This is a genomic window from Geobacter sp. 60473, assembly GCF_036323535.1.
Classification (GTDB): Bacteria; Desulfobacterota; Desulfuromonadia; order Geobacterales; family Geobacteraceae; genus Geobacter; species Geobacter sulfurreducens.
Genome location: NZ_AP028967.1, coordinates 3189414 through 3204076, shown reverse-complemented (window position 1 = coordinate 3204076; position 14663 = coordinate 3189414). Strand labels below are relative to the sequence as shown.

General features: G+C 61.7%; 13 protein-coding genes. 6 read left to right on the top strand and 7 right to left on the bottom strand.

Annotated features, from left to right (window positions below; translation table 11 throughout):
- Nucleotides 1-4 precede the first annotated feature (4 nt).
- The 3 genes from AABA48_RS14490 to AABA48_RS14480 are packed head-to-tail and all read right to left on the bottom strand — an operon-like array spanning nt 5 to nt 3583.
- Nucleotides 5-1534, bottom strand: coding sequence for a carotenoid oxygenase family protein (locus AABA48_RS14490; protein WP_338270686.1), 1530 nt, complete (start codon nt 1532-1534; stop codon nt 5-7).
- A gap of 7 nt (nt 1535-1541) precedes the next feature.
- On the bottom strand, nt 1542-2132 hold the full coding sequence (locus AABA48_RS14485; RefSeq protein ID WP_286351040.1) for an acyloxyacyl hydrolase: 591 nt from the start codon (nt 2130-2132) through the stop codon (nt 1542-1544).
- A 32-nt stretch (nt 2133-2164) separates the two neighbouring features.
- Entirely contained in the window at nt 2165-3583 is a 1419-nt protein-coding gene (locus AABA48_RS14480) for a B12-binding domain-containing radical SAM protein (RefSeq protein WP_338271297.1), read from the bottom strand.
- Nucleotides 3584-4178: 595 nt separating this feature from the next.
- On the opposite strand from AABA48_RS14480, the gene AABA48_RS14475 reads away from it, so the two are divergent.
- From AABA48_RS14475 to AABA48_RS14465, 3 genes are all read left to right on the top strand, one after another.
- Nucleotides 4179-5822 carry a hypothetical protein gene (locus tag AABA48_RS14475; protein ID WP_286351038.1) on the top strand — a complete coding sequence of 548 codons (1644 nt, stop codon included), beginning with the start codon at nt 4179-4181 and terminating at the stop codon, nt 5820-5822.
- Nucleotides 5823-6040: 218 nt separating this feature from the next.
- Complete coding sequence (locus AABA48_RS14470; protein WP_338270685.1) at nt 6041-6487, top strand: hypothetical protein; 447 nt, start codon at nt 6041-6043, stop codon at nt 6485-6487.
- Nucleotides 6488-6734: 247 nt separating this feature from the next.
- Entirely contained in the window at nt 6735-8954 is a 2220-nt protein-coding gene (locus AABA48_RS14465; RefSeq protein WP_338270684.1) for an ATP-dependent helicase, read from the top strand.
- A 247-nt stretch (nt 8955-9201) separates the two neighbouring features.
- Here the strand turns inward: AABA48_RS14465 and AABA48_RS14460 are convergent, their stop codons facing one another.
- From AABA48_RS14460 to AABA48_RS14445, 4 genes are all read right to left on the bottom strand, one after another.
- Nucleotides 9202-9432 carry a hypothetical protein gene (locus AABA48_RS14460; RefSeq protein WP_286351035.1) on the bottom strand — a complete coding sequence of 77 codons (231 nt, stop codon included), beginning with the start codon at nt 9430-9432 and terminating at the stop codon, nt 9202-9204.
- Nucleotides 9433-9497: 65 nt separating this feature from the next.
- Nucleotides 9498-9722, bottom strand: coding sequence for a hypothetical protein (locus AABA48_RS14455; protein WP_286351034.1), 225 nt, complete (start codon nt 9720-9722; stop codon nt 9498-9500).
- A gap of 452 nt (nt 9723-10174) precedes the next feature.
- Nucleotides 10175-11230: a threonine aldolase family protein gene (locus AABA48_RS14450; protein WP_286351033.1), complete on the bottom strand. Its 1056-nt coding sequence runs from the start codon at nt 11228-11230 to the stop codon at nt 10175-10177.
- A 43-nt stretch (nt 11231-11273) separates the two neighbouring features.
- Nucleotides 11274-12152: a DMT family transporter gene (locus AABA48_RS14445; RefSeq protein WP_286351032.1), complete on the bottom strand. Its 879-nt coding sequence runs from the start codon at nt 12150-12152 to the stop codon at nt 11274-11276.
- Nucleotides 12153-12345: 193 nt separating this feature from the next.
- Between AABA48_RS14445 and AABA48_RS14440 the strand changes: the two genes are divergently transcribed.
- The 3 genes from AABA48_RS14440 to AABA48_RS14430 are packed head-to-tail and all read left to right on the top strand — an operon-like array spanning nt 12346 to nt 14626.
- Nucleotides 12346-13101 (top strand): basic amino acid ABC transporter substrate-binding protein, encoded by a 756-nt coding sequence (locus AABA48_RS14440; protein WP_286351031.1) that lies wholly within the window; start codon nt 12346-12348, stop codon nt 13099-13101.
- Nucleotides 13102-13893, top strand: coding sequence for an amino acid ABC transporter permease (locus tag AABA48_RS14435; protein ID WP_286351030.1), 792 nt, complete (start codon nt 13102-13104; stop codon nt 13891-13893).
- Nucleotides 13894-13903: 10 nt separating this feature from the next.
- Nucleotides 13904-14626 carry an amino acid ABC transporter ATP-binding protein gene (locus tag AABA48_RS14430; protein WP_165443456.1) on the top strand — a complete coding sequence of 241 codons (723 nt, stop codon included), beginning with the start codon at nt 13904-13906 and terminating at the stop codon, nt 14624-14626.
- The last annotated feature ends 37 nt before the right edge of the window (nt 14627-14663 follow it).

Sequence of the window (14663 nt, the reverse complement as noted above, 5' to 3'; positions counted from 1 at the left end):
GGTGCTAAGAAGCAGGCTGCCACCAGCCGTGGTAACTGAAGGGGACGTGGTGGGTGAGTCGAACGAGGGCCAGGGGGCCATCGGCGATCCTGTCGGCGTCGAGGATGGCCAGTGAACTGGTGCGGGTGCGGCTGTCATAGATCTCGACCAGGAGCCAGCCGGGGCCGCCGGCGGGGGTGTCGGGCCGCGGCGCGAAAACCGGCTCGGTGCAGTAGACGCCCCGGCCGAAGCTGTACTCATCGGTGCGGCCGGTAACCGGGTCGAGCCCCATGACGATTGACCAAAAGAATTCGCCGGGCAGGCAGCGGAGCATGTACCCCGTGCGGTGTGGGCGGCAACGGAGCCGCTCGTCGATGCGGGGCCACTCGCAGCTCCCCTGATGGAGCACCTCGCGGGCGGCCGTCCCCCTGGCCGGATCGATCCGGTAGCGCATGACCTCGCCGGGATAGGAGTAGGTTCCCCGCCGTCCCAGCATGACCGCGGTGATGACCGGATCGTCGCTGATGAAATGGTCCGGGTTGCGGTACCCCACGAAGTCGGCAGTGATTCCCCCTCGTTCTTCCCACGCGTTGAAGGTGTGCCAGAGATAGCATGCCTCGGTCTCCACCAGGCGTGGCGGCGTCTCGCTGTCCCGTTCCACCACCATGAGGATCGTTCCCCGTTCGGGGCGCCAGCGGAGGGATTCGGCCATGCTCCGGATGCAGAGCAGGAAGGGCCAGTAGGCGATTTCCACCGGGTGAAGATGGAGCACTGCGTGGCGCTCGGTTACGAACCAGTCGTGCATGTAAATCGCGCGAGGAAGCTCCAGTGCCCGGTGGCGGCGGAGGGTGCCGTCCGCATTGAAGGTGGTCAGGTGGACAAATGTTCGGGGGCCGTAGCGGATGCCGAAGTGGAGCCATTCTCCCGTGACCGGGTCGAACTTGCCATGGGCCGAGTAAGTGGTGAGGTCGCGCGGCAGGCCAAAGGTGGTTTCGCCCACGGTTGCCAGGGTATCCGGGTCCAGTTCGTAGGGGAAAGATGATTCGTCGAAGGCGTAAAGCCGTCCCCGCCAGGGGAAGACCGTGATCCCCGCCTGGCTCTGGAGACGCTCCGTGGGCCAGACGTTGGTCCAGATTCCGCCGGGGGCCTGGGTGCTCCAGGTGGGATGGAGGAAGCGGCCGGCAGTTTCTTCTTCCACGAATTTCCGGGTCCGCACGAAGCGGTTCGCATATCTGACCCCACGGTCGCCGAAGCGGAACGCCTGCACCATGCCGTCCCCGTCCAGGAGGGTTCGCTTGCGCATCCCACCCCGGTCGAAGAGGGCCGGTCCGTTGCGGTAGAGGGTGCCGCGCAGCCCCGCGGGGATGGTTCCTTCCACCCGGGCCTCGTAGTCGTGCTCTTCCCGCAGCGACGTGGCAAGCCCCAGGTAGGGGCGGGCATCGTCGCCGAAGTCGGGAAAGACGTCCCGGCCGAAGGGGAGGCTCCGGGCGCAGCCGGGGAGCCCCAGGGCGATGCCGGTCAGTCCGGCGGTTTTAAGGAAGTCCCTTCTGTTCATGGCGTACCTACCGGTAGACCGATACCCCCAGCAGAAACTTGCTCGAATTCAGAGGCTCGTTGGGTTCGGCGGTGCCGGCGTTGGAGACGTGGTGATAGCGGTACTCGATTCCCAGGGCCGTGTCCGGCCGCACGAACCACTGGAGCCCCGTCCCCCCCTGGTAGGAAAAATTGAGCCGCGTCCCCTGGGTGTCGAGCCCCAGGTCGTTGTAGAGGACGCCGCCGCCGGCGAAGACATAGGGGGCCAGCCCCTCAAGGGAGGTGAATTTCCAGCTGCCCAGGAGGTAGCCGCCGGTCATGGTCCGCACGCGCGGGTCCAGGGTCAGGTGGAGCGGCACTTCCACCAGCAGTTCGTGGCGCCCCTGGAACCAGCGGCCGGTGCCCAGCTCTCCCGAGAGGAAGTGCCCGTAGCGCAGGATGGCATCCACCGTTTCCACCTGGGTGCGGGTGGCGCCGAACCCCCGGTGGGTGATGCCATAGCCCCCCAGGATGGCGAACTCGCCGGATGCGGTCCGCACGGCCGGCTCTTCTCCATGTCCGGCGCCTGCCGAGAGCAACTGGCATGCCACCAGGAGCAGGATTATAGCGTAACGTTTCATGGACACCTCGCTGATGCCTTGCCGCATCACCTTTACCACTTCTGCTTCATCTCGAAGGCCAGAATCTCCGGCAGGTGGCGCAGGAATCGGAGGATGCTGTCGGGCGACTTCCAGAGCATCTGCGTGTATCCCCAGTGGATGCGGGTCCGGCGGTAGAAGCGCCGGATGAACTCGTTGTAGAGCCCCTCCAGCTGGTCCCGGCTCATCCCCGTGGGCACGAAGACGAAATTCATGCAGTTCATGAGAGGCCAGTTCTCGTCGAACTCCCCCTGTTCCCTGATGCCCCGGTAGATGGGCGCGCCGGGGAAGGGGGTAAACTTGGTCACGTTGATCTCGTCCAGGGGCAGCATCAGGGCATAATCGATGGTCCGGCGGATGGATTCCGCCGACTCTCCCGGCAGCCCCAGCATGAACAGCCCCTTCACCCGCATCCCAGCCCGGCGGACCATGGCCAGCTTGGTCTGCACCTCGTCGAGTCCGTAGTACTTCCGGTGCTTTTTGATCACCTCCGGATCGCCGGACTCAATGCCGAAATTCACCTGCCAGCAGCCCGAACGCTTCAGCAGCGCCAACAACTCGGCATCCACATGTTCGAGGCGGGCGATGCAGTTGTAGGTCACCGGCAGTCGTCGTGCCTCCTTCAACTGGCAGAAGCGGGCCACGCGGCCCCGGTCGGCGGTGAAAAGATCGTCGTAGAAAAAGACGTGGCGGATGCCGAAGTCCCGGTTGAGGTAGGCCAGGTGCTCCACAATGTACTCGGGCGAGTTGAAGCGGAAGCCCCGGCTGAAGACCGACCGGTCACAGTAGGAGCACTGGTAGGGACATCCGCGGCTCGAAATGACACTGGTGTTGGGAGCCTTGGGGTAGCTGAACAGGGGCAGGGTGTAGCGCCGGGGGAAGTCGGGAAGCCGGTGGTAGGCCGGAAAGGGAAGGGTGTCCAGGTCGGCGATGAGCTCCCGGGCCGCAGAGAGGGTGCCGACGCCGTCACGGCGGTAGCCGACGCCGGGAATTTTCTCCACATTGCGAAAGCTCGCGGCAGCAAGTTCGTACAGGGTCTGTTCCCCTTCGCCCAGAACCAGGTAGTCGATGGCCGGGAACCGGTCCAGGAGGCTCACCCCCACCGAACAGGCATGGGCGCCGCCGAAGATCACCGGGGTGTCCGGGAGCAACTCCTTGAGCCCTTCGGCCAGGGCGTACCCTTCGAGAAACGACGAGGTGGTGCAGGAAAACCCGACTGCGTCGGGTCGCCGCCGGACGATCTCATCCACCAGGTCCCGTCCCCGCCGGCCGGTACCGTAGCAGTCGATGATTTCCACCTCCATGCCCCGCGCCCCCAGAAACGCGGCGATGCTCAACATCCCCAGGGGGGGCATGAGGTTGAAGATGGCGGTGATGTCGTTGCCGGCACCCATCCAGTTGCTGCCGTGGGGGTGAACGAAGAGGATGCGCACGTGGTCCTCGGGGCGCCGGTCGGCGCCGGTCAGGTTGCTGTCGTATCCCTTCAAGAGTAGAGAGCGGTCATGCCTCTGTCAACTGTTCTCCTTGGCAGGGAGGGGAGGGAATTCGCCGTCGATGCCCACCTTAAAAAGGCGGAGGGGGTGGTCATAGGACGGTAGCTGTTCAACTATTTGTATTTAATAATTAAAATAATATGTGTTGTTCGTTTGCGGTCAATGGATGTGGCTATATGGCTTAGTTATTCATGGTTCCACGTTACAAGATAATGCAATGATTGTTTATCAATAGATTAATATTTTTGAACAATTAAATTAAATTTATGTAAATATGATAATTTTTTGCTTGAATTGGAACGCAAGATGCTTGGTTTGATTTACATATAGTGCTGTGCATATGCACGTGTCTTGGTCGTAGCGTAATCAGTTTTGTAGTGAAAGAGGGAGGCGAACAGCCCGCATGGGGCGTCGGCTACCCGGTGGGAAGGAGGGGGGTGCCCGTTCCGCATTACCGCGGGCATGTTGTCGTTCCGGTGTGTTCCGGAAAGCGTTTGGACAGAAACTAAGCGAACTCAACTGGAGGAGAAAGGGAATGAAACACAAGAACATCGGACAGATATCCGCCATGACTCTCGGCATGCTGCTCACCGCCGGTGCGGCTCACGCCGTGTCCGTCAACTACACCACAACCCATGTGTTCAAAAAGGAAGACATCCAGTGCGGCCGAGGCATTATCGGTTCCACCTGCCTCGGCAATCCCGTGGTGGAAGGCAGCCTCACCTACTATGGCATCGACTCGGTCTACGGCTGGTATGTGAAGAACTTCGACCCGTCGGCGCTTCAGCCCAAGCCCCGTGACGGCGTGTACGACGATGGTCGCGTAGCCGATATTCTGGACGGCTCCGGCAACGTCATCGGCGTGAAGGTCCAGAACAATGAAACCGGCAACTGGAAGACCGGCCCCATCGGTGGCGAGTGGGCCAAGGGGCTCGGCGCCCTCAAGGCCAAAGCCGCCACCGAGAAGTACGTGGTCATGGACCATCTCATGCGCGATCCTGCCGATCCGAATCCTCTCCAGGAGGGGATCGACTACAATAAGCGAATGAAAGACGATGGCAAATACTTGTATTTCTGGGGCAACTACAACCAGGAGCCGACCCCTGTCTACATCTACACCGCCTTGCCGCTGCCGGCCAAGTGGAAGGTTGCCGGGGCCAACTACAAGGTTACGTCGGCCAAGCTTGTCGTTGATCACGACATCAGCAACAGTCCCAACGACCAGATCCGCCCCGAGGACTTCGAGAACGAGAATGCCACCGGTATCCTGCCCCAGTACACTGTCTGCCCCACCGCGCCGGCTCTGGCGCCGGCGGCCTGCTCCGGGCTCCCGTCCGGGACATGGGTGTCCGCGGTCGATTCCCAGGAGGGGGGCGACCTGGAACTGCTGCCAGCCGGAACCGTGCTGAAAGCGCTCAATTCGGCCACCGGGCTCTTTGAGTACACCAATGCCTGGTACACGACCCTGGACCGGGACCCCTTCGGCGGGCCCAACCCCCGTTTCCGGCTCAAGTCGAGCAAATACGGCCAGGACCTGCCGGGTGTAGAGATTCCCCAATACGTGGTGGGTACCCCCACAACGACCACTATCGACCTGCTGACGATCAAGGACCCCGTCACCGGTCTGCCGGTCCTGGCAGACTCGAAAAACTGGAACAATTTCCTGGACGAGCACACCGACATCTTTGGCAACTACGATCCGTTTGACGGTTACTCCATGGAAGACTGTCCCCTCACCCGTGATCTGGACCTGATGCTCTACGTCAAGGGCGAAGTGGGCAAGCCCACGGTTGTCCGCAGCGCCCAGCTGCTGGTAACCTACGAAGACCCCGACGGCGTAGCGGTGCCGATGATCGATCTTGCCGTCACCTCCGTCGCCATTCCGACCAGTGCGAGCAAAAGCTCGGTCCAAACCCTCAAGGTTACGGTGGACAATCTGCAGGCGGGAGTTGCATCCGGCAGCCTGACCCTGGTGGGCAAGAACAGCTCGGGCGTGGTTGTCGGCAATTTCTCCCAGACCGTTACGACTCCTGCCGACAATAGTGCCGTTACCTACAGCTTCGTCTGGACCGCCCCCTCCTACGGGACAACGGTCAAGTGGGAAGCGAAGGTGATCAACGACAAGGACATCAACAGCGCCAACAACCTGAAGACCGCCTCGACCGTGGTCAAGAGGTAGTCAGCCAATCCTGCACGAAGGGGCCCCGCGGGACATTTGAGCGGGTGCCCCTTCCCGGGGAGAGATCATGAGGTGTCCGGCTGGTGCCATTGCAGTGCTCATAGCCCTCGCACTGGGGCTGTGCATCATCCTCGCCGTCGTGGACGGGTGTGTACCATGCAACGGTCGAAGGGGTAACGGGGACCGCCCGGGTCTCTGCGTCCGGTGACCGGGTGCGGATGGAATTCAGCAGTCAGCGCAAGAATTCGGTGTCGATCCTTCGCTACGACAGGGGTGTGGCATGGCTGCTGGCCCCCACGATGGCCGTGTACCGGGAGATTCCCCTGGCCGATCTGCGCCGGGACGTTCCCCTGTTCTTCGACCCCGCCCTGCGGGTCAACCGGACCGAGCTGGGGAAGGAGCTGCTGGACGGTCGTGATACCGTGAAATACGCTGCGGAAATAACCCAGAACGGCGCCACCTTCCGGGGGTACCTCTGGGAGGCGGTCCCGCCGTTGCCGGTCCCGCTCCGGTGGGAGGATGAACGTGGCGCGGTCGTTTCCTGGGAACAGGTTGTCCCGGCGCCGGTTCCGCCGGGGCAATTCGAGATTCCGGGCGGCTACGTGGAAGCCGCGGCGGCCTTGGGGCAGAACGTTATGCCACGGGCCGGACGGCATCCCGAGTGAGGTGAGCCGGCGCATCGCGCTGAGCCTGGACGGCCGAATTAGGTGGATGAGAAGTGGCCGGCCCCTATGCCGTGGTGACGAATACGGGCCGTATCTTACCAGCAACCGGGACCGGGTGCGGGGAGAGGCGGCGCACGCGTTCTTTGCGGTTGAAGGGGAGGAGCCGTTTTCGGTATAGTCGACTGTCACCCCGATCTCGCATCCTTTCCCTTCCGGTGGTGACGAATTCGACCTCCCGAAGGCGCCCATGAAACTGCTCGACAATCTCAACCCTCCCCAGCGGGCCGCGGTTCTCCACGGCGAAGGACCGCTCCTGGTCCTGGCCGGTGCCGGTTCCGGCAAGACCAGGGTCATCGTCCACCGGATCGCTCACCTGATCCGCGAGCGGGGCGTCCCTGCCCGGCAGATCCTTGCCGTGACCTTCACCAACAAGGCCGCCGGCGAGATGCGCGAACGGGTGGAAAAGCTCGTGGGGGGTGAGGCTCCCCTGATCGCCACCTTCCACTCCACCTGCGCGCGGATCCTTCGTCGGGAGATCCACCACCTGGGCTACGATTCCTCTTTTGCCATCTATGATGACAAGGACTCCGGCAAGCTCCTCAAGGAAGTGATGGCCGGTCTCGGCCTCGACGAGAAGCGTTTCCCCGCGACCTCGCTTGCCTCGGCCATCGACGACTGCAAGAACCGGGGGCTTGCGCCGGAGGACCTGCCAGCCGACACCTTCACCGGCGAGGTGGTGGGCCGCGTCTACGCCGCCTACCAGGAGCGGCTGAAGAAGTGCAACGCCCTCGACTTCGGCGATCTCATCATGCTGACCGTCCGGCTCTTCGAGGAGCACCCCGTGGTGCTTGAGCGCTTCCGGGATCAGTGGCGCTGGATCCTGGTGGACGAATACCAGGATACCAACCCGATCCAGTACCGGCTCGTGCGCCTATTGGCCGGTGAGCACCGCAACCTCTGCGTGGTGGGTGACGACGACCAATCCATCTATCGCTGGCGTGGGGCCGACATTCGCAACATCCTCGACTTCGAGAAGGATTTCCCCGGCGTCACCACCATCAAGCTCGAACAGAACTACCGTTCCACCCGGAACATCCTTGCAGCGGCAGGAGCCGTGGTGGCCCGCAACCGGGGGCGCAAGGCCAAGACCCTCTGGAGCGAGAACCCGCCGGGCGACCCCATCGTCTACCGTCGCCTGGCCGACGAGCGGGAGGAGGCCCGCTTCGTCTGCCGTGAGATCGAGCGATACGTACGCCGTGGCGGCGACCTCCGGGACGTGGCGGTCTTCTACCGCACCAACGCCCAGTCCCGGGTAGTGGAAGACGCCCTGGTGGCCGACGGCATCCCCTACCACATGGTGGGCGGCATGCGGTTCTATGAGAGGATGGAGGTAAAAGACATCCTCGCTTATCTGCGGGTCCTGGCGAACCCGGCTGACGAGGTTTCGTTCAAGCGGATCATTAACGTCCCTGCCCGGGGGATCGGCCCCGGCACCGTGGACAAGGTTTCCGAACTGGCCGTCCGCCGGGGGATCACCGTCCTCGACGCCCTGGGTGAGGCGGCCACGGGCGGACTTCTCTCCTCGGCTCCCCGGGGCAAGGTGGCTGCCTTTGCAGCGCTCATGGAGAGGTTTTTCGCCCTGCGCGACCAACTCCCCCTGGCAGAGCTCACCACCCGCATCATCGAAGAGTCAGGCTACGCCGACCGGCTTCGGCAGGAGCGGACCGACGAGGCCGCGGACCGGCTCGCCAACCTTCAGGAACTCGTGGCAGCCATGGAAGAGTTCGAGCGGACCAGCGATGAGCGGGGACTTGCTCCGTTCCTGGAGCAGGTGGCCCTCGTCTCGGATCTGGAGCGTAGCGGCACGGGCCGCGAGTCGGCAACGCTTATGACCCTGCACGCGGCAAAGGGGCTCGAGTTTCCCATGGTTTTCGTGATCGGCATGGAGGAGAAGCTCTTTCCCCATGTCCGCTCTCTGGACGACCCCGAGGCCATGGAGGAGGAGCGCCGGCTCTGCTACGTGGGGATGACCCGGGCACGGGAGCGGCTCTGCCTCACCAATGCCCGGCGCCGACGGATCTTCGGCCAGGACCAGGTGAACATGCCCTCCCGCTTCATCGCCGACATCCCCCGGAACCTCCTGGATACGGAGGATGAATGGTCGCAGCCGGCATTCGGTTCCTTCTCGTCCGACGCCGCCGGGCGGGGGCGGGAGCCCGCACGTCACAACCTGGCCTCCATCCTGGAAACCGAGATCGAGCCGGATTTCGCCGACGTGGAGGTCGTCCCCGACGAACCCGAAGAAAGCGGCGTCTGGCTCGGCATGAAGGTACGGCACGGCAAGTTCGGCGTCGGCACCATCCGGAAGATTGAAGGGCAGGGGGATGAGCAGAAGGTGATCGTCTGGTTCAACTCGGTGGGGCCGAAGAAGCTTCTGGTCCGCTTTGCCGGTCTGGAGCGGGTCTAGCATCCGGATTGGTTGATTTTTCTCGTAAATTTAGCTCTTCTGGCTGCCGCAGGTGTTGCACCGTCTGCTCAGGGCCCGCTCTGCCGGTCTTGCCCGCGTCCTGACCGCGACCACACTACCCCGGACGTCCCTCCCGGGATCCCGGGCAAGCAAAAAGGCCGTCTCTCCTGCCGGAGGGGCGGCCTTTTCATGCGGTACTGTTCATGGTCATGTTTTCCTGTGCATCCTCCTTTCTGCGGGGCTGTCCCTAGTTCTTCGCCTCCGCCTTGTGGCCTACGCTGTCGGCAACGCCTTTGGCCATTCCGATCATGGTAAGAACCGCGGGGGCAAGTTGTGCCACGATGATCAGTGCGCAGAAGCCGAGGAAGATCCATACCAGCACTCCACTATTGTCTTCCCGTGCCCCCGACGCCGCCAGGGCCGATGTTACGCTCCCAAGAACCATTGCCAGTGTGCTGGCTGCAACGTTCGCTTTCATGGCTGTCTCCTTTCCGTATCCCTCTCCGGTACCGGCCCGGCGGGCCGCCCCTTCGTCGGTGTCTGTCAGTGAGTCGTGGCTCCTTCTTCCACCTTCGGCGAGAAAAGCCCCTTCAGCATCGATCCCATCAGCATGATGGCGGGAACGGTCTGGAAGGCGACAATGGCGGCTCCGAAAGCGAGGAAGAGAGGGGCGAAGAACCCGCCTTCGTCAATTGCGGCGCCACTGGCACCAAAGGCGGTGGTTGCGGTTGCGATCGTGGCGATAAGGGCGATGGCTGTGGTTTTCATGACTCCCTCCTCATTGTCCACCGGTGGTGACCGGTTGGTGTTGTCTTTTATATAGCAGTGACCGTGCCATAGTGGAAAACAAGGTAAAAGAAACCTGTAACATGCTTAAATAAAAGGTCTTTATTGTTCGAGGAGAGGGGGGCGAGGCAGGCGTGGAGACCCTTATTGTATGGGGTGGGTATACAGAAAAAGAGGGGAGGGTGAGGGCGATTGGAAGGGAGGTGGTTGTAACTTGTTGAAAATGTTGACGCGCTGCGTGCGATCGGGGTGCATTTAAATTACATACATCTCATGTATGAAGATTGGCGGCCTCAGCAGGCCGCCTCTGTCAGCCGGATGAAATACTAACTGTGGAGCCTATTTGCTGCGTTGTGCGGTGTGCGCGCCCCTGCCTATCTCACTGATATGTCTCAGGTTCTCCGCTCCGAGCGCCGTGCTTCCGGCCCTCTTTGTTACCTGTTACAGCAACCTGCTATGTCAGCCGCCAGCAGGTCGATGTCCTGATCGCTCGTCTCCCAGGAGCACATGAAGCGCGCCCCCCCGGAGCCGATGAAGGTGTAGAAATGCCAACCCAGCCCATGGAGGGTGTCGACGACCCCCGGCGGGAGATCGGCAAAGACCGAGTTTGCCTGGCGGGGAAAGCGGATGCCGACGCCGGGAATATCGCGAAGCCGGGCTTCAAGTTTGGCTGCGCAGGCATTCGCATGGGCTGAGCGGGTCAACCAGGCACCGCTTTCCAGCATGCCGATCCAGGGGGCGGCCAGAAAGCGCATCTTCGAGGCAAGTTGTCCCGCCTGCTTGCAACGGTAGTCGAACTCGCGGGCAAGCTCCCGGTTGAAAAACACGACTGCTTCACCAACGGCCATGCCGTTCTTGGTCCCGCCGAAACAGAGCACGTCGACCCCGGCCTTCCAGGTGATCTCGCTCGGGTGGACGCCGAGGGCGGCAACGGCATTGGCAAAACGGGCCCCGTCCATGTGGACGCGTAGATCCAGGCGTCGAGCAAGATGGCCCAGCTCGCGCAGTTCATCCACCGAATAGAGGGTCCCCAATTCCGTTGCCTGGGTGATGCTGAGGACCTTGGGCTTGGGGTAATGAATGTCGAGGCGCCGTTTGACCGTGTGCTCAACTGCGTCCGGGTCGACCTTGCCGTGGGGGCCGGGAACCAGGAGTATTTTTGTGCCATTGGAAAAAAATTCGGCGGCCCCGCATTCGTCGGTTTCGATATGGGATGTCTCGTGGCAGATGATGCTGTGGTACGACTGGCAGAGGGACGCCAGGGCCAGTGAGTTGGCCGCAGTGCCGTTGAAGACGAAGAACACCTCGCAGTCGGTTTCAAAGGTGTCGCGCAGCAGGCGGCACGCCCTCTCCGTCCAGGTGTCGTCACCGTAGGAACAGGCATACCCACGGTTGGCCTCTTCCATGGCCTGCCATGCCTCGGGGCAGATTCCGGCGTAGTTGTCACTGGCAAACTGGTTGCGGCGCTCGGTGGTCGTGCAGTTGTTCATGTTCGCGATGTCCTTTGGCAAAGAGTATGACGACGCATCCGGGTCAGGTCGCCGTTGACGTTTCAGGGGATTCGCCGCTGGGTGCAAGCTCCGAGATTACCATGCCCGCGAGAATGAGGAGCGCGCCCAGGTAGCCGAGGGTGCCGAGGCGTTCGTCGGCGGCCCAGAAGGCGTAGAGAGCCGCGAAGACGGGTTCCAGGCAAAAGATGAGGGCGGTATGCGCCGGACTGAGGAAGCGCTGCATGGATGTCTGAACCAGAAAGGCGAACACCGTGGCAAAGACGGCGCAGATGAGCAGCGCCCAGAGAATTTCCGGGTGCCAGGCCATGGTCCGGTGGCCGCCGACCTCGGCAACAAGGAAGCTCAGGAGTGCCACGGTGCTCAACTGCATGGCAGTAAGCCACCACACATCGTTATCGCGGGCAAACTTCCCTGTAAGTATCAGGTGGAGGGAGACGCAGACGGCACAGATGGCGGCCAGCATGTCGCCGATGTTCAGGACAAACGCGCCGTTGGTGCAGAGGAGGAACAGGCCGGGTAAGGCCAGGGCCACCCCCCACTTGATCCCCTGCGAGACGGCCTGCCTGAAGAGAAGCGCACCCAGCATGGGAACGAGTACTACGCTGAGACCCGTGAGAAAGCCCGTGTTCGACGCGGTGGTGAACCGGAGTGCCATGGTCTGGAAGGCATAGGAGCCGAACAGGAACAGGCCGAGGAACAGGCCGTGGCGGACGGTCTGCATGGTGAGCGGCGCGCGGCGGCAGGCGCAGAAGGGCACGAGGAGCATCACGGCCATGAGGAACCGCTGGGCCAGGAAGACAAAGACGTCAACCTGTGCCACGGCGTCCTTGACGATGGTAAAAGTGATCCCCCAGAAGAAGGTGGTGAGGAGTAGGGCTACAATGGCTTTTGCTTTATTCACGGCTCGTCTGGTTACGGAAAGGTGACAAATGGTTTGATATTTTTGAACATTTTGAAGGAAAAGTAAACAGAAATGGCGGTAACGTGCTGACAGTCCGGCAAAAAGCCATTGACATCAGGAGAAAATAATCATAAAAGTAGCCTCGTTTAGGCGCAGTAAACATTATTGAATGTCAGTAACCAAGGGAGGAATTATGAACCTCGTGCGTCGTACCCTGATGGTACTCACGCTGGCCGCAGTGTGTCTGACGGCCGCAGTTCCCCGGCAGGCCGAGGCCGCGGGCCGTACGGTAACCGTTGCCACGGATGCCACCTGGCCGCCCATGGAAATGGTTGACGCCAACAAGAAGATTGTCGGCTTCGACATCGATTTCATGAACGCCATCGCCAAGGAAGCCGGTTTCGCCGTCCAGTTCAAAAACACCGCCTGGGACGGCATCTTCGCGGGGCTCGGCGCAGGCCGTTATGACGCCATCATTTCCTCCGTCACCATCACTGAAGAGCGGAAAAAGCAGTACGATTTCTCCGACCCCTACATCAATATCGGGCAGATTCTCGTGGTGCCCAAGACCGAGAAGGCGGCAAACCTCCCCGGCCTCAAGGGGAAGAAGGTGGGCGCCCAGATCGGCACCACCGGCGCCTTTGAAATCAAGAAGGTGCAGGGCGTCGAGCTCAAGAACTACGACGAAATCGGCCTGGCCTTCGAGGACATGGCCGCCGGCCGCATCGCCGGCGTGGTCTGCGACGAGCCCACCGCGGCCCACTATGCTCTCCAGAAGACCGAGTACAAGAACAAGTTCAAGATCGTGGGCAAGTCCTTTACCGCAGAGTCCTACGGCATCGTGGTGAAAAAGGGCGACAAGGAACTGCTCGCCCTGATCAACAAGGGCATCAAGGCTGTCAAGGCCAAGAAGGTTGACGAGCAACTCCGGAAGAAGTGGCTCAGATAAATGGTTGATCAGGACAGGGCACGGCCGGCGATCGTCGAAGTCGGTGACGGCGCAGCTATTCCGAGCAAAAGCGACATCGGGCTTTTCACTGCCTGGCGGATTGCCTTTGTCGGCGCGATCGGCATTCTGGTCGCTCTGACAGTTACGAAGCCGGATCCCTATCTCAACATCCTCAAGTTCGTTCCCGACGGTATCCTGGTCACGTTCCAGGTTACCGTCGGGGCCATTCTCCTCGCTCTGGTCATCGGTCTTGTGGCCGGCCTCGGGCGCATCTCCTCCAACCGGATCATCAACGGCATCGCCTCCCTCTATGTGGAGATCATCCGCGGCATTCCGTTGCTGGTTCAACTCTTTTACATCTACTACGCCCTGGGCCGCTTCGTTCACGTCCCCGACATGGCAAGCGCCATCATCGCCATGGCCGTCTGTTACGGCGCCTACATGGGCGAGGTGATCAGGGCCGGCATCCAGTCGATTCCCAAGGGGCAGATGGAGGCGGCCCGTTCCCTCGGCATGACCAAGGGGCAGGCCATGCGCCACGTGATCCTGCCCCAGGCCGCCAAAGTCGTGCTTCCCCCCATCGGTAACGAATTCATCGCTCTGCTCAAGGATTCCTCGCTGGTGTCCATTCTGGCGGTCGCCGATATCCTGCGCCGGGGACGGGAGTTTGCGTCGGAGAGCTTCACCTATTTCGAGACCTATACGGTCATTGCCCTCGTCTATCTGATCATTACCCTCTTCTTGTCAAAGCTTATCGGAATCATGGAGGAACGGATCAGTGCGGGGAGCTGAGCGGGGCGGTATGGTAGAAGTACGCGACGTCAGCAAGAACTTCGGCGGGCTCAGAGCCCTCGACCGGGTAACGTTTGACGTGAAGGAAGGAGAGAAGGTGGTCATCATCGGCCCTTCCGGGTCGGGCAAGAGCACTCTTCTCCGTTCGCTGAACAAGCTGGAGCAGATCGACACGGGACGGATCGTGGTGGACGGCATTGATCTCTACGGCCAGGGGACCGACATCAACAAGTTGCGGGAAGAAGTGGGCATGGTGTTCCAGTCCTTCAACCTGTTTCCCCACAAGACCGTCCTGCAAAATATCACCCTGGCCCAGTGCGTCGTGCGCCAACGGAGCGCATCCGAGGCGACCGAAAAGGCCATGGGGCTTCTGCGCAAGGTGGGACTGGAGGAGAAGGCGGGCGCCTATCCGGCCAAGCTTTCCGGCGGTCAGCAGCAGCGGGTCGCCATCGCCCGGGCCCTGGCCATGGACCCGAAGCTCATGCTCTTCGACGAGCCCACGTCAGCCCTTGATCCCGAGATGATCGGCGAGGTGCTCGACGTCATGAAGAGTCTCGCCCGGGAGGGTATGACCATGGTGGTCGTCACCCACGAGATGGGCTTCGCCCGTGAGGTTGCCGACCGGGTCATTTTCATGGACGCGGGAAGGATCGTGGAGGAAGGGACACCCGAGCACTTCTTCCGGAATCCGACCCACGAGCGAACCAAGCTGTTCCTGAGCCAGATACTCTGACTACTTCGACAGTCAGCGACAACGGCGTCGCTTTCCT

Excerpts from the sequence above, each read along its gene's own strand:
- AABA48_RS14490 (WP_338270686.1), bottom strand. The coding sequence starts at position 1,534 with ATGAACAGAAGGGACTTCCTTAAAACCGCCGGACTGACCGGCATCGCC.
- AABA48_RS14485 (WP_286351040.1), bottom strand. The coding sequence starts at position 2,132 with ATGAAACGTTACGCTATAATCCTGCTCCTGGTGGCATGCCAGTTGCTC.
- AABA48_RS14475 (WP_286351038.1), top strand. The coding sequence starts at position 4,179 with ATGAAACACAAGAACATCGGACAGATATCCGCCATGACTCTCGGCATG.
- AABA48_RS14470 (WP_338270685.1), top strand. The coding sequence starts at position 6,041 with ATGGAATTCAGCAGTCAGCGCAAGAATTCGGTGTCGATCCTTCGCTAC.
- AABA48_RS14465 (WP_338270684.1), top strand. The coding sequence starts at position 6,735 with ATGAAACTGCTCGACAATCTCAACCCTCCCCAGCGGGCCGCGGTTCTC.
- AABA48_RS14460 (WP_286351035.1), bottom strand. The coding sequence starts at position 9,432 with ATGAAAGCGAACGTTGCAGCCAGCACACTGGCAATGGTTCTTGGGAGC.
- AABA48_RS14455 (WP_286351034.1), bottom strand. The coding sequence starts at position 9,722 with ATGAAAACCACAGCCATCGCCCTTATCGCCACGATCGCAACCGCAACC.
- AABA48_RS14450 (WP_286351033.1), bottom strand. The coding sequence starts at position 11,230 with ATGAACAACTGCACGACCACCGAGCGCCGCAACCAGTTTGCCAGTGAC.
- AABA48_RS14440 (WP_286351031.1), top strand. The coding sequence starts at position 12,346 with ATGAACCTCGTGCGTCGTACCCTGATGGTACTCACGCTGGCCGCAGTG.
- AABA48_RS14435 (WP_286351030.1), top strand. The coding sequence starts at position 13,102 with ATGGTTGATCAGGACAGGGCACGGCCGGCGATCGTCGAAGTCGGTGAC.
- AABA48_RS14430 (WP_165443456.1), top strand. The coding sequence starts at position 13,904 with ATGGTAGAAGTACGCGACGTCAGCAAGAACTTCGGCGGGCTCAGAGCC.